Annotated in this window: 13 protein-coding genes, 1 other RNA gene and 2 pseudogenes; 5 read left to right on the forward strand and 11 right to left on the reverse strand. The window is 70.8% G+C overall.

Going from position 1 to position 13,779, the window contains the following annotated elements; genetic code table 11:
• Positions 1–2 precede the first annotated feature (2 nt).
• From CACI_RS29075 to CACI_RS29085, 3 genes are all read right to left on the reverse strand, one after another.
• Positions 3–1,211, reverse strand: a complete 1,209-nt coding sequence (locus CACI_RS29075; protein WP_015794457.1) for a helix-turn-helix domain-containing protein — start codon at positions 1,209–1,211, stop codon at positions 3–5.
• A gap of 114 nt (positions 1,212–1,325) precedes the next feature.
• Positions 1,326–2,084 (reverse strand): tRNA (guanosine(46)-N7)-methyltransferase TrmB, encoded by a 759-nt coding sequence (trmB, locus tag CACI_RS29080; RefSeq protein ID WP_041542630.1) that lies wholly within the window; start codon positions 2,082–2,084, stop codon positions 1,326–1,328.
• A 188-nt stretch (positions 2,085–2,272) separates the two neighbouring features.
• Positions 2,273–2,707 (reverse strand): nitroreductase family deazaflavin-dependent oxidoreductase, encoded by a 435-nt coding sequence (locus CACI_RS29085; protein ID WP_015794459.1) that lies wholly within the window; start codon positions 2,705–2,707, stop codon positions 2,273–2,275.
• A 60-nt stretch (positions 2,708–2,767) separates the two neighbouring features.
• Between CACI_RS29085 and CACI_RS29090 the strand changes: the two genes are divergently transcribed.
• Complete coding sequence (locus tag CACI_RS29090) at positions 2,768–3,274, forward strand: NADAR family protein (protein WP_015794460.1); 507 nt, start codon at positions 2,768–2,770, stop codon at positions 3,272–3,274.
• 43 nt (positions 3,275–3,317) lie between these two features.
• On the opposite strand, the gene CACI_RS29095 is transcribed toward CACI_RS29090, so the two are convergent.
• Genes CACI_RS29095 through CACI_RS29105 form a run of 3 tightly spaced genes read right to left on the reverse strand, consistent with a single transcriptional unit; the run spans position 3,318 to position 6,732 of the window.
• The gene (locus CACI_RS29095) at positions 3,318–4,115 is read right to left on the reverse strand and encodes an ABC transporter permease (protein WP_015794461.1); all 798 of its coding nucleotides are present in this window, start codon (positions 4,113–4,115) and stop codon (positions 3,318–3,320) included.
• Positions 4,112–5,743: an ABC transporter permease subunit gene (locus CACI_RS29100; RefSeq protein ID WP_015794462.1), complete on the reverse strand. Its 1,632-nt coding sequence runs from the start codon at positions 5,741–5,743 to the stop codon at positions 4,112–4,114. The genes CACI_RS29095 and CACI_RS29100 overlap by 4 nt, the downstream gene beginning before the upstream one ends.
• Entirely contained in the window at positions 5,740–6,732 is a 993-nt protein-coding gene (locus CACI_RS29105; protein WP_015794463.1) for an ABC transporter ATP-binding protein, read from the reverse strand. The genes CACI_RS29100 and CACI_RS29105 overlap by 4 nt, the downstream gene beginning before the upstream one ends.
• Positions 6,733–6,926: 194 nt before the next feature.
• On the opposite strand from CACI_RS29105, the gene CACI_RS29110 reads away from it, so the two are divergent.
• The 3 genes and pseudogenes from CACI_RS29110 to CACI_RS54690 all read left to right on the forward strand — a co-directional run.
• On the forward strand, positions 6,927–8,186 hold the full coding sequence (locus CACI_RS29110) for a sensor histidine kinase (protein ID WP_015794464.1): 1,260 nt from the start codon (positions 6,927–6,929) through the stop codon (positions 8,184–8,186).
• Positions 8,183–8,635: pseudogene (locus CACI_RS48275) on the forward strand (response regulator); the annotation flags it as partial. The gene CACI_RS29110 and the pseudogene CACI_RS48275, both read left to right, overlap by 4 nt.
• Before the next feature lie 639 nt (positions 8,636–9,274).
• Positions 9,275–9,508: pseudogene (locus tag CACI_RS54690) on the forward strand (response regulator transcription factor); the annotation flags it as partial.
• Here CACI_RS54690 and CACI_RS29120 read toward each other — a convergent pair.
• The 3 genes from CACI_RS29120 to rnpB all read right to left on the reverse strand — a co-directional run bounded on the left by CACI_RS29120 (position 9,481) and on the right by rnpB (position 10,885).
• Entirely contained in the window at positions 9,481–10,068 is a 588-nt protein-coding gene (locus tag CACI_RS29120; protein WP_015794466.1) for a YciI family protein, read from the reverse strand. The pseudogene CACI_RS54690 and the gene CACI_RS29120 sit on opposite strands and share 28 nt — an antisense overlap.
• A 66-nt stretch (positions 10,069–10,134) precedes the next feature.
• Complete coding sequence (locus CACI_RS29125) at positions 10,135–10,380, reverse strand: hypothetical protein (RefSeq protein ID WP_015794467.1); 246 nt, start codon at positions 10,378–10,380, stop codon at positions 10,135–10,137.
• A 122-nt stretch (positions 10,381–10,502) separates the two neighbouring features.
• Positions 10,503–10,885, reverse strand: an RNA gene (rnpB, locus tag CACI_RS47020) — RNase P RNA component class A.
• A 238-nt stretch (positions 10,886–11,123) separates the two neighbouring features.
• Between rnpB and CACI_RS29130 the strand changes: the two genes are divergently transcribed.
• The gene (locus CACI_RS29130) at positions 11,124–12,551 is read left to right on the forward strand and encodes a serine hydrolase domain-containing protein (protein WP_015794468.1); all 1,428 of its coding nucleotides are present in this window, start codon (positions 11,124–11,126) and stop codon (positions 12,549–12,551) included.
• A gap of 70 nt (positions 12,552–12,621) precedes the next feature.
• Here the strand turns inward: CACI_RS29130 and CACI_RS29135 are convergent, their stop codons facing one another.
• Positions 12,622–12,987, reverse strand: a complete 366-nt coding sequence (locus CACI_RS29135; protein WP_015794469.1) for a VOC family protein — start codon at positions 12,985–12,987, stop codon at positions 12,622–12,624.
• An 80-nt stretch (positions 12,988–13,067) separates the two neighbouring features.
• Positions 13,068–13,775, reverse strand: coding sequence for a VOC family protein (locus CACI_RS29140; RefSeq protein ID WP_015794470.1), 708 nt, complete (start codon positions 13,773–13,775; stop codon positions 13,068–13,070).
• Positions 13,776–13,779 lie beyond the last annotated feature (4 nt).

Raw genomic sequence — 13,779 nt, forward strand, 5'->3', positions numbered from 1 at the left:
TTCTAGCCTCCCGTGCCGACCTCCGCAATCAAAGCGCAGTCGATCTCATAGGCCAGACTCAACTCGGCCACCGCCCGCGGATTCGCCAGCAGGCGCCCGGTCCGCTCCTCCAACCGCCGCAGGCGGTACCGCACGGTGTTGGGGTGCACGAACAGCCGCTTGGCCGCCTCGGCCGCCGAGCCGTCGGAGTCCAGCCACGCCCCGAACGTGTCCAGCAGCAGCGTCCGGTCCTCGTCGGCGAGCCCGTCCAGACCTCGGAGCACCGAGTCGGCGACCTGGGGCATGATGTCCGGCGCGCTCGCGGCGGCGGCGGAGAGCGGATCGCGGCCGAAGACCACCACGGTGCGCCGCTCCTGCGCCCCGCGCATGGCGATGCGGGCCAGGCGCGTGGCCTGGGAGGTGGACAGCAGGTGGTCGTACGGCGGGCTGACGCCGACCCGGCCGGTCCCCTCGGCGGCCAGCGCGGTGACCATCAGGTCGAACTGGTCGCCGGGGCGCGGCAGGTGCGCGACGCCGACTTCGACGTCGTGCATCAGGCGCCACGCCGAGTCGATGCCCATGCCGCCGAGTTCGCGCTCGATGTGCGGCAGACCGTATTCGCCGGCGTTGGGTACGCGCGCGGCGATGACCACGTACGGTCCGACGGTCGGCAGGCGCAGGAGTTCGGCGGCCTCCCAGACGTTGGTGTCGTCCAGCCGGCCTTCCAGCAGCGCCTGGACCAGAGCCGCGCGCTGCTGCTCCTCCCGGCGCGCCTGGTAGCGCAGTTCCTCCTTGTACGCCAAGGAACTCTCCCGGGTGAACGCGTCGAGGGTGTCCATCACCTCCGAGGCCGCGCGCAGCGCCGCCTTCGTCGACAGCCCGACGGAGTCCGCGGCGGTCGCCAACTCCTTCCACAGCACGCCGAAGGCGATGCGGTAGCCGTCCATGATGACGGTCAGCGGAATGCCCTCCATCGCGCGGTCGCGGCCCGAGGCCGCCGCCGGGCGGGCGTCGGGGGGCATGTAGCGGCTGATGGGCTCGAAGGCGAAGTGGATGTGGTCCTTGATCGTGACGTGGAGCAAGTCCGGCGCGATCATGCCGATGTAGAGCGGGAACTCCTCGGCGACCCGGTTCAGCACCAGGTCCGTCAGCTCGTCGGTGCGGGCCAGCATGAGGCTCGCGAGTTGGGCTATCTCGGCGTCTACCGGGTTCCGGGAAGCGATCTGCTGCACACACTCAATGTAGCGAGGGGAACACGCAGGGGAAGGGGAATCCGAGTCCTGATCCCCTTCCCGGTGGTCCGGGCGCTGGCGGCGCGCGGTCGCGCGAGCCGCCTCAGGAGCCGGTCAGGACCCGATCGCCGGCCCGATCTTCTCGAACACGAAGTCGGCGATGGGACGCCCGTCGCGCAGACCGCGGCGCTCGTAGCCGGTGAGGGGACGCCCGACGGCTTCGCGCGGGGCGTAGCCGTCGAAGCGGTTGCGCAGACCCGGATCGGCTTGCAGGACCTCGAGCATCTGCTCGGCGTACTCGGCCCAATCGGTCGCGCAGTGCAGGACGCCGCCGACGGCCAGCCGGTCGCGGATCAAGGCGACGGTGTCGGGCTGGATGATGCGGCGCTTGCGGTGCTTGGCCTTGGGCCAGGGATCGGGGAAGAAGACGTGCACGGCGGCCAGCGAACCGGGCGCGATCGAGTCGCGCAGCAGGAACAGCACGTCGCCGCGGGCCACCCGGACGTTGCCCAGGCCGCGCGCCTCGGCCAGCGCGATCAGGTTGCCCAGCCCCGGGGTGTGCACGTCGGCGCCGAGGTAGTCCCGGCCGGGGTCTGCGGCGGCCATCTCGGCGGTCGCCTCGCCCATGCCGCAGCCGATCTCCAGCACCAGCGGCGCGTCGCGGCCGAACAGCGCCCGGCGGTCGAAGGCGGCGTCAGGGGCGACGGCGGGGGTGTGGTAGTCGTGGTGCGGATCGGGGATGGTGTAGCCGTAGAGCGGCCAGAGCCTGGTCAGCGCGTCGGCTTGGGTGGTGCTGGCGCGGCCGCGGCGGGGGTGGAAGGTGCGTATCAAGCCGTGGCGGGCGTGCCGCTCGGGGGTGTGGTGCTCGGGGATATGGCGCTCGGCGGCGTGCTCGGCCGTTTCGAGCTGCGCTATCGCGTCCGCCTCCGCGTCCGCCGTTATCGCGTGCGTCTCCACCGGGTCACCGTGCGCCTTGTCCACCCGCCCCAGCTTACCGGTGCCGGCGGCCGCGACCTGCGCGGCCGCCGATGCGGAGCGCGGCGCGCCGGTCGGTGCGGCGCTCAGCGCGGCGTGAGCACGAACAGCGGGATTTCCCGGTCGGTCTTGGTCTGGTAGGCGGCGTAGTCCGGCCAGGCCTCGGTGGCGCGCGCCCACCACTGCGCCTTCTCCTCGCCGGTCGCCTCGTGCGCGACGTACTCCTTCTTCGTCGCGCCGTCCTGGAGCTCGACCTCCGGGTTGGCCACGATGTTGTAGTACCAGACCGGGTGCTTTGGCGCGCCGCCCAGGGAGGCGACGACGGCGTAGGTGCCGTCGTGCTCGACCCGCATCAACGGGGTCTTGCGAGTCTTGCCGGTCTTGGCCCCGGTCGTGGTCAGGATGATGATCGGCCGGCCCTTCATGGTGTTGCCCTCGGTGCCGCCGGAGGACTCGTACAAGTCAACGGTCTCACGCACGTAGTCGGCGGGGCTGGGGGCGTATTCGGAGTCTGTTGCCATGATCCTCAGTCAACTCCAAACCCGGTGACTTGTCGCGGCGGCATGCGGGAGGATCAGGCCATGACGGTGAAGTATTTGTTCTTCTGGGGACACACGCCGAACAGGCCCGGGACGGTCGGCGCGGAGTGCCTGAGCCAGTGGTACCCGGCGCCGTTCGAAGTGGACGGCCTCCGCTTCGCCACCGCAGAGCACTCCATGATGTGGGGCAAGGCGCAGCTGTTCGGGGACGAGCAGGCGGCGGCGCGGATCGTGGCTGCCGGGCACCCCAAAGAGGCGAAGGACCTCGGGCGGACGATCAGGAAGTTCGACGAGGACACCTGGGTCGCCGAACGGGTGGCGATCGTGACGGCGGGCAACGTGGAGAAGTTCCGGCAGAACCCGGACTTGCTCGCCTTCCTGCTCACGACCGGGGAGCGCGTGCTGGTCGAGGCCAGCCCGATGGACCGGATCTGGGGCATCGGGCTGGCCTCGGACGACGAGCGGGCCCAGGATCCGGCGCGCTGGCGCGGGCTGAACCTGCTCGGGGAGGCGCTGATGGCGGCTCGGAAGACATTGCGGGGCGAGTGAGTACACCCGCCCCGCAATCACTGCGCTCGTTGCTTCAGCTGTTTTAAGCGTCCCGCAGCCGCAGCGTCAGGCCGCCGAGTCCGAGTGCGCCGAGCGCCCACAGCGTCAGCACCCCGATCCCCTGCCAGGGTGACAGCGGCTGGCTGGCCAGGTCGATCGTGCCCTGCACGTCCAGCCCGGCCTGCATCGGCGCGATCTGCAGGGCGTGGCGGTGCCAGACCGGGTTCGTGATGACCTGGATCAGCACCGGGAACAGGTACAGCAGTCCCAGTACCGCCCCGACCGCGGCGGCCGAGTCCCGCAGCAGGGCCGTGACACCGACGCTGAGCAGCGCGACCAGCACCAGGTAGAGGACGGAGCCGAAGGAGGCGCGCAGGGTCGCGGCGGTGGCCAGATGGCGGTAGCCGTTGGCTGCCGTGAACCCGTTGCCGGGCAGCAGCACCAGCGCGACGAGCGCCGAGGCCGCCACCGCCAGCACTCCGGCGACCGCCGTCACAGCCGCGACCACCGCCGCCTTGGCCGCCAGCACCACCTCGCGGCGGGGCATCGCGGCGAAGGTCACGCGGATCATGCCGGTGCCGTACTCCTCCCCCACGACGAGCACGGCCAGCACCGCGACCACCGCCTGCCCGAGCAGCACGCCGAGCAGGCCGACCGTCGCGGGGTCCTCGTCGCACCCCACTCCGTCGCAGGTCACCGTGGACGCCGAGACCGCGCTGAGGCCGACGGTGAGCACCACGGCGGCGGCCAGCAGCCACGCCGGGGCGGAGACGGTCCGCAGCTTGGTCCATTCGGCGTGCAGGGCGTCGGCGAACGCGCTGCGCCGCTCCGGCACGCTCACGCGTCCCTCCGTCGCAGCAGCCGGTGCGCGAAGGCGTAGGCAGCGGCCGCGTAGAGGCAGAGCACTGCCAGGCCGAGCCACGGCGAGAGCGGGTAGTAGCCGTTCGTCGGCGTGTAGGCGGCCTCGACCTGCGGCCATGCCGTGATCGTCTGCTGGACGGAGAAGGCGGCGGCGGGGGTGACGCGGGCGATCCATTGGGCGGCGGAGGCCGGCAGGACCGAGGCGACGGCGAGCAGGTAGGGCAGGATGATCACCACGATCACCGCCGCGACGGCTGCCGCTCCGCGCCGCACGATGGTGGCGATGCCCAGGGCGAACACCGCCGCGACGGCCAGCAGCGCCGCCGTGCCGACCACCATGCGGATCTCGGCCTGGGTCGAGGCGTAGTACACGTACATACGCTTGCTGTGTTCCACGGCGGCGACCGTCGGGACCGCGATCGCCGCGGAGACCAGGCCGACCGTGAACGCCGCGCCGCCGAGCACCACGGCCTTGGCCGCGAGCAGCCGGCCGCGCCGCGGGCTGGCCGCCAGCGAGGTGCGGATCAGGCCGCGCCGGAACTCCGAGGTCATGGTCAGGGCGGCGACCACGACCACCGCGATGAGGCCGCCGAAGGTTCCGGCCAGGGAGCTTTCCGGGGTCTTGCCCGCGCCCACGCCGCCGGCGACGGCGGGGGCGATGTCGCCCGATCCGGTGACGGTGAAGCCGTCGGCGCCGTTCGGCACGGCGCTGGCCGTGCTCAGCAGATCCTGCCCGTTGCCGCCGGGACCGCCCTGGCCGCCCGAGCCGCCGCCCTGGCCGCCGTCGGCGCGGTTCGCACCGGGGACCGGCGGGAGCGTCCAGCCGCCGGCACTCTGCCCGGTCACCGCGATCTGGTCGAAGGTGCCGGTGGCCAGGCTCGGGCCGCTGAAGGTGGAGCTGCCGCCGAAGGAGGTCTTGACGACCGCGTAGTCCGGCGAGGCGGCGAACACGCCGACCTCGACGCCGGCCGGCAGGTTGGGCAGATGTGCGGTGCCGATCTTCGTCCAGGTGGTGCCGTCGGCGGAGTCGTAGCCGGTGAGCGTGTCGCCGGCGCGGGTCAGGCGCAGCCAGCGCGGCGCGGCGGTGGTGACCGGGCCCGCCAGGCCCGCGGTGTCGTGGGTGTAGTCGTACTGCATCCGGACACCGTGGGTTCCAGTGGCCAGGACCGCGGCGTACGCCGAGCCCTGGGCGGTGCCGTCCTTGACCAGGATCCCGGCCTTCGACCACGGCTGCAGGCCGTCGGCCATACCGGCCGTCGGGTCGGCGGGGTTCGGGGGTCCGCCGCCGTCGGGCGAGTACTTCCCGCCGAACGTGGTCAGGCGTGCGGTGATGCTGCCGTCGCCGGTCAGCGTGCGGTGTACGAAGGTGGACTGGTCGTTGATCTCCTGGCCGGTGGCGTCCTTCGGCGGGCTGCTGACGTGGCAGGTGTGGGTCGGGGCGTTGCCTTCGTGGTCGCAGGACATCGTGCTGCCCAGCGGGCCGAGTATGCCGAGGGCGACGGTGAGGATCGCGGCCAGTGCGAGGCCGACCATCCAGCCGCGGACGGTGCGCAGCTTGGTCCACTCGGCGTGGACGAGGTGGCTGAAGCGGTCGCGGTCGGCGATCATGCTGCTCCTCCGTCGGTTCCGTCGATCCCGGCGGTGGTGGCGGTGGAGGTCGCTGCGGTCGCTGCGCGGAACTCGACCGAGTCGCGGGTGAGGTCCATGTACGCCTCCTCCAACGAGGCACGGTGTGCCGAGACCTCGGCGAACGGCACGCCGCCGGAGTTCAGGAGCCTGACCACGTTCTCGGCGGCGACTCCGTCCACGGTCAGCTGGTCCGGTCCGGTGACCGCGACGGTCCCGCCGGCGTTCGCCAGCGCGGTCGTGGCTTCGGCGCGCGCCGAGGTCCGCAGCACCACGCGTCCTCCGGAGGAGCGCGCGATCAGCTCGGCGACGCCGGTGTCGGCGATGACCTTGCCGCGTCCGGCGACGACCAGGTGGTCGGCGCAGCCTTCCAACTCGCTCATCAGGTGGCTGGAGACCAGGACGGCGCGCCCTTCGGCGGCGAGCGCCTTCAGGTAGCCGCGGATCCAGACGATGCCCTCGGGGTCCAGGCCGTTGAAGGGCTCGTCGAGCATCACCACCGGCGGATCGCCGAGCATCGCCGCGGCGATGCCGAGGCGCTGGCGCATCCCGAGGGAGTAGCCGCCGGCCTTGCGCCGGATCGCCTCGCCCAGGCCCGATTGCTCGACGACCTCGTCGACCCGCTTGGTGCCCAGGCCTTGGGAGTGCGCGAGCCACAGCAGGTGGTTGCGCGCGCTGCGGCCGGGCTGGAGCGCGGCGGCGTCGAGCAGGGCGCCGATGTGGCCGAGCGGTCGGCGCAGCTTGGCGTAGGGGACGCCGCCGATCAGCGCCTGTCCCTCGTCGGGCGTGTCGAGGCCGAGGACGACGCGCATGGTCGTGCTCTTGCCCGCGCCGTTCGGACCGACGAAGCCGGTGACCTTGCCGGCGGCGACGTCGAAGGACATCCCGTCGAGGGCCGCGGTGGTTCCGAAGCGCTTGCGCAGGTCCTGGACCGCTATGGCGGGCGGTGGAGCGGCGGTCCTGGGTGTCATGGCTGTCATGTCCTGAAGGCTAGGAAGGCGGGCTGCGGGAATCGTCCCGCGTGGGAGCGGTCTAGGGCGTCCCCCGCGCGGGGGACGGCGTCCCCGACGCGAGTGGCGGGGGTCCCTGACGCGGGGGAGGTGCGGACGGCGCGGCGTCGATCAGAATAGGCAGCGTGTTTCAGGAACGCGGTGGTGGACGAGGGGTGGGGACCGCTGCCGCGGCGCTCGCCGGCGCCGCGGTGATCGAGGCGTTGGCACGCGGCGCGGTGCACCACCGGCCCGGGACGTCGGGGGTGCTGCTGACGGCGGTGTTCCTGGCCTTGTGCGCGACGGCGCCGCTGGGGTTCCTCGGCGTGATCGGCGCGGCGACGGCGGTGGTCGCAGCGGCCGTGCTGGCGTTGACGATCACCGGGATGCTGCCGGTGGCGTCGGCCGCGGCGGTGGTCGTGGCGATGTACCGGTTGGGGTGGGGCGCGGGCTCGTTGGCCGAGCCGCGGGCGCGGGGGCGTGCGCAGGAGTCGGGGCAGATACGGATGCGCAGGCTGGCGGGGATTCTCGCGGCGGGGCTGGTGGTGCCGTTTCCGGTGATCGCGTTGAGCGTGTCGCGGACTTCTGACGCGGGAGTGGTCGCGGTCGTGCTGACGGCACTGGCTCCGGCGGCGGCGTTCGCGGGCAATGCCGCGCACGCACGGTCCGAGGCGCGCGTGCATCAGGCGGCGCGCGAGGCGGTGGCGCGTTCGCTGGTCGAGCACACGGCGCGCGGCGAGCGGGCCCGGATCGCCCGGGAGCTGCACGACGTGGTGGCGCACCATATTTCGATGATCGCGGTGCAGGCTGAGACCGCGCGGCTGGCAACGCCCGGCATGCCGCCCGCTGGCGCCGAGCGGCTGCTGGCGATCGGCGACACGGCGCGCGCCGGACTGACGGAGATGCGCCGGCTGCTGGGCGTGCTGCGCGAGGACGCCGGCCCGCCAGACGAGCAGGAAAGCCGCCACCCGCAACCGGGACTGGACCAGCTGCTGGCGCTGGTGGACGCCGCGCGGCGGACGTCGGGGGCGACGACGCGGCTGATCGTGTCGGGCGCACCCGCCGCACTGGACCCGGGGGTCGAGCTGGCGGCGTACCGCATCACGCAGGAGGCACTGACCAACGCGCGGCGGCACGCGGGCGGCGCGCCGGTGGATGTCGAGCTGCGGTTCACGGCGGAGGCTTTGTGGTTGCGGGTGCGCGACAGCGGGCCAGGGCCCGGGGCTGGTGTGGGAACCGGTGACGGCGCTGTGAATCAGGCGACTGATTTGCCAGCCGGCGGACACGGCGTGTCAGGAATGCGCGAGCGGGCCACGGCAGTGGGAGGTCGGCTGACGGCCGGACCAGCGCCGACAGGCGGATTCGTGGTCCAGGCGGTACTCCCGGCCGGATCGCTCGAGTCGACGAACGAGATCCCCGACGGAGACACACCGTGACCACACCCCCGATCCGCATCGTGATCGCCGACGACCACCTGGTGGTACGAACCGGCTTCGCAGCACTGCTGGCAACGCAAGCAGACTTCGAGGTCGTAGGCACGGCAGCCGACGGCGAGGAAACCGTACGGCTATGCCGAGAGGCGGAACCCGACGTGGTCCTGATGGACGTGCGAATGCCCGGCACAGACGGCATCGAGGCAACACGGCGAGTCGTGGCAGAGGCCACCCACCGAGGCGTCCAAGGACCCAGAATCCTCATCCTCACCACCTTCGACCTCGACAGCTACGTCTACGACGCCCTCTCCGCCGGCGCCAGCGGCTTCCTCCTCAAAGACGCCACAGCCGAACGCCTCTTCGAGGCAGTACGAGTAGTAGCCGCCGGCGAAGCACTACTGGCCCCAGCAGTAACACGCCGCCTGATCAGCGAGTTCGCGCGCCTGCGGCCCGGGATCGGCGCGAGTTCAGGCTCAGGGTCGGCAAGTGACGCAGCGGGCCCAGGCTCAAGCTCGGCGGGCGTGGGCATGGGCTCGGCAAGCAGCGCAGCGGGCTCGCGCTCAGGCTCGGCAAGCGGTGCGGCAGGCGCGGGTTCGGGGTCGGGGTCGGCGGGCGGCGTGGCGGGCACAGGCTCGGCAAGCGGCAAAGCGGCAGGCCCAGGCTCCACAGGCGGCGCAGCGAGCGCAGGCTCAAACTCGGCGGGCGCGGGCATGGGCTCGGCAAGCAGCGCAGCGGGCTCGCATTCAGGCTCGGCAAGCGGCCAAGCGGCAGGCTCAGGCTCTACAGGCAGCACCCCAGCTTCGAGTCCAGGGTTGGCGGGCGGCATGGCAGGCGCAGGCTTGGCGCGCGGCGGGGCGGGTTCGCGCTCAGGCTCGGCAGGCGGCGCGCGTTCAGGATCGGCGGGCGGCGCGGCAGGCTCAGGCTCGGCAGGAGCTGGCTTGGCGAGCGGCGCGGCAGGCTCGGCCAGGTCAGCGTCAGCGGCACCGGGCAGATCCGCGCTCGGCGCGGCAGCTGGATCCGGAGCCGCGGCGCCGTCGGCTCAGCACAGTGGGCACTCGCGCGCGGGGGCGGCTTTGCCCGGGCAGGGTTTTTCCGCCCTCACTCCTCGCGAGACCGAGGTGCTGCTGCTTATCGCGCGCGGGTTGTCGAATCCGGAGATCGCGGCGGAGTTGGTGGTCACTGATGAGACTGTGAAGACCCATGTCAGCAGGGTGCTGACCAAGCTGGGGTTGCGGGATCGGACTCAGGCTGTGGTGGCGGCGTATGAGTCTGGGTTGGTGGTGCCGGGGGGCGAGAGTCAGGAACGTCCGCCGAATCGCCACTGATGGACTTCGATTTCGGCATACTCCTCGGCGCCGACGGCTGTGGCGCGTGCTTCATCAGGGCTCGGTGCCCGCAGGAGGGCGATGGTTCCGAGCCACTGCTCGCCGTCGTCGGATAGCAGTGGGCCGAAGGCGATCAGTCCTGCGGCGTCGGGGACCTTCGGCGTGTCGGCGACCGGGCGCGTCGCCGCCGGGCCTAGGGCGAGCACCAGGTATCCGTCGTTCTCGGGCGCGCCGCCGGGGAAGTCCCACATCGTGCGACCGATGTCGTTGCGCCACCGCCGGAGCATCACGTCGCGGTAGACACCGGCCTGATATCCGGGCTCCTCGAAGGCGAAGGTGCGTGCCGCCGCCGCGTCCGGCAGCGTCAGGATGTGCACGCTGCCGGTCGGCGCCCCGTCGTCGCCGCCATCGCCATCGCTCCCGTCGTCCCCCTCCACGGTCGGACCGCGCGCGATCATCTCCTGCGCGAAGCCGTCCATGTAGGACCAGTGGTCCTCCAGGAGCTCCATGCGCAGGGCGAGGGAATCGGCGCGGTCGCGGTGGTAGCAGAAGAAGTCCATGCGAGGCAGTCTTCACCAAACCAGCCGGGCTTGTTCCGCCGGTAGTCCGTAGTCCGTAGTCAGTAGTCAGTAGTCCACGGACATGTAGGCTCCGGGACCGCCGGGAATCGGCGTGCCGTTGGAGAAGCACTCATAGGCGCTGATCTTGTGCTCCGTCATCAGCATCTGCCCCCAGTTGTTGCACTCGTACCAGTTCGTGAACTGGGCGTAGTCGGGGTTGTCCCAGGTGGTCGCGCTCGCGGTGGTGGCGAAGGTGACCGAGGCGAAGAGGCCGGTCGCGGCGAGTACGAGCCCGATCATGACACGCTTCATGGAGTCGTCCTGTTCGTAGGCTGGCGGTTACGGGTACGAGGAGCCAGTCTCAGAACGAGGGATTCGCCCCAGTGGTTCAGACCACTGCGATACTTTTCGCGCGCGAGGGCGTCGGACTGTTGGCGGCGAGCCGGTCCTAAGCCGGATTCTGTCCTGCGCCGAAGCGCAGTGGCGACCATCCATCTAGGGCACGCGTCGCCGCGTGCCTCGTGCGGTCTACCCGCAGGCTCGGGCGGACAGCCCTCGAACGCCTGCGCAGACCTGGTCTCCCAGGCCCTCTTGACCTTGCTCCGGGTGGGGTTTACCTAGCCGCCCGGGTCACCCCGGGCGCTGGTGAGCTCTTACCTCACCGTTTCACCCTTACCCGCCTGACGGCGGGCGGTCTTTTCTCTGTGGCACTGTCCCGCGGGTCACCCCGGGTTGGTGTTGCCAACCACCCTGTCCTATGGAGTCCGGACTTTCCTCGACACCGGTCGCCCGCTGCCGCGATCGCCTCGCCGACTCGCCGCACCACCAGTATATGGGGACGACCGTCGCACCACGACGCGGGACATCCGAGTTGCTCATGCGCAGAGTTGTCCGACACCGCCGTCGACCCATGAAGAAAAACCTCATGGAACCGCGATTCGACCCGCTTGTAACATACCCGGGCTGACAGCCCCTGCTTCATACACATCGCTGTCATCGATCCACCTCCGACGCAAGGTCGAACCGGATCCGTGTGCATCTGTCAGGGAGTCAGAATGCCTTCCCCGCGCCCCCTGCTTCCACGTTCGACACCGGCCGCCTCGGGAATTTCGTCGCGTTCGATCGCCGCGCTGCTGGACCGGCTGGAAGCACGATCCGTCGAGTGCCACTCCATCATGGTCGTGCACCGCGGTCACGTCGTCGCCGAAGGCTGGTGGGCGCCGTACTCGGCCGAGCGCCCGCATCTTCTCTACTCGCTGACCAAGTCGTTCACGGCGATCGCCGTGGGGCTCGCGGTCGCCGACGGGCTACTCTCGCTGGACGATCGAGTGGTGCACGTGTTGCCCGACCACGTCCCGGCCGACGTCTCGGAGCAGGCAAGCCGCATCACCGTTCACCACCTGCTGTCCATGACAGCGGGGCACGCCACGGACAGCCTCACCGAAGCCTGGGAGCGGGAGCCCGACGACTTGGTGAAGGGCTTCCTGGGCCTGCCCTTCGCCGCGGCCGAGGGAACGCGGCACACCTACGACAACTCAACCACCTTCATCCTGGCCCGGATGGTGGAACGGGTCACGGGTCGCGGTCTCCCGGAGTTCCTCGACAAGCGCCTCTTCAAGCCGATGGGCATCGACCACGCCGAATGGGATCGGGTGAGAAGCGGCGCCGCCTTCGGATTCCACGGACTACACCTCACCACCGAGGCCATTGCCTCCTTCGGCGAACTGCTGCGCCGCGGAGGGATGTGGGGCGACCAACAACTCGTCCCACGCGGTTGGGTGGAGCTGGCGACCAGACGGCACATCGACAGCGAGTGGATCCTGGACGGATCGGACCAGGCGGACTTCTCTTACGGCTACGGCTACCAGTTCTGGATGTCGCGTCACGGGTACCACGGTCATGGCTCCTTCGGACAGCAGTGTGTGGTGGTCCCGTCGCACGATCTCGTGGTCGCCGTGACCGCCCAAGGAGAAGCTCAGAAGGTGCTTGATGCCATGTGGGAGTGTCTGCTGCCCGGCGTGGGCCATGCAGGAAGCGACGAGGACGACGAGATGCTCGCCGACCGGCTGCGGCGACTGTCATTGCCGCCGGTGCCCGGTTCCGCCGACCCGGGGCGTTCGGCCAGCGCGACACTCGACGCCTCCGCTGAGGGCTCGGCCCTGCCTGACGGAACGACGGTGATCATCGATCCCACCGACGGCGGATGGCTCGTACGGTTCGAGTCGCTCCTCGACGTCGAGGTCGGCCACGGCGGCTGGCGGGAAAGCTCCCCGCTCGGCCGACCTGTCGTCGCGGCCGGCGCCTGGCAGGGCAGCACATTCGTCGCCGATCTCTACGTCGTCACCACCCCGCACCGCGTTCGGCTGGTCCTCGACACCGAGGCGGGGACCGCGACGGCGACATGGAGCACCGTGCCACTGACCGGCCCCCGTCTGGAGCTGCACGTGCGGTCGCCACTGATGACACGACCTGACGTCGCGTAGATCAGCAGCCTGAGGGCCCCGGTCGGGCACGGCTTCGCAAACCTGAAGACGGTTCCGGATCCTGACCCGGCTACTCGCGTTCCGCCTTGCTGCGTTCAACGCAGAACTCGTTGCCCGCGGGGTCGGTCAGGACCGCCCAGCCAGTGCCGTCAGACTTCCGGAAGTCGGCGGCCAGCGTCGCACCGAGGGAGAGAAGACGCTCAACCTCCTCATCGCGGGTGCGGTCTTGCGGTTGAAGGTCCACATGTACGCGGTTCTTGATCGTCTTCGACTCAGGGACCTGGATGAACAACAGGTCGGAACCCACGAGGCCGACCTCGCCGTCTCCGGGCTGAGCCTCAGGGTGGACCGTCGTGCCAAAGACCTGCGCCCAGAAGGATGCGAGCTTATAGGGGTCGGCGCAATCGAAAGTGACGTGATGTACGAGAGAGGTCATGGCGAAGATCTTCCGGCACGCCGGACGGCTGGGCAACATAGCCGAGCCGCAGCCGCAGCCGCTGGGGCAGCCGCCCCGCTCTAATCCGGCTGCCGCCCCTGCCACGTCGTGATGCAGACCTCGTTGCCCTCGGGGTCGGCGAGGACCCAGAACGCGGGTGCCTCCGCGTCGTACGTCAGGCGGCCGCCTGCGGCGAGGCCGGCGGCGATGCGGCGTTGGGCTTCGTCGTGGGGGACGCAGATGTCGAAGTGGATGCGGTTGCGTTGGGGGCGGGGGGCGTCCATTTGCTGGAACCAGATGGCTGGGCCCTGGCGTTGGGGGTCGACGAGGGCGTCTGTCGGGCCGGCGGTGAGGACTTCGTCCTCGTAGGCGAATACCGCCTTCCAGAAGGGGCGGACCTTCGGGATGTCCAGCGCGTCCACGGCGATCTCCACCAGCTGGAGGGCTCGGGATTCCTCGCTGCCGACGTCCGCTGAGGTGATCAGGCCGACCTCGCGTACTGCCAGCGACACGCGGCCCGCCAGTTCGGCGTCGACGTTCGTCACCGCGGCGGCGTCGAGTGATTGGAGGACCAGGACGACCTTGTCGGCGCGCAGGTCGGCCCACAGGTGGCGGTCGGCATAGGCGGCGCAGGCTTCGACGGCCTTGGCCGCGACCGTGCTGCCCTGCGCCAGCGAGGTCACGGCGACCGCGGTGCGCAGCGTGCCCAGCAGGTAGCGCCAGCCGATCTTCTCGACCGCTTCGGACGCTTCGCGCATCCGCAGGACCCGTTCCGGTTCGGCCGCCATGGTG

It is taken from the genome of Catenulispora acidiphila DSM 44928, from assembly GCF_000024025.1.
Lineage (GTDB): Bacteria > Actinomycetota > Actinomycetes > Streptomycetales > Catenulisporaceae > Catenulispora > Catenulispora acidiphila.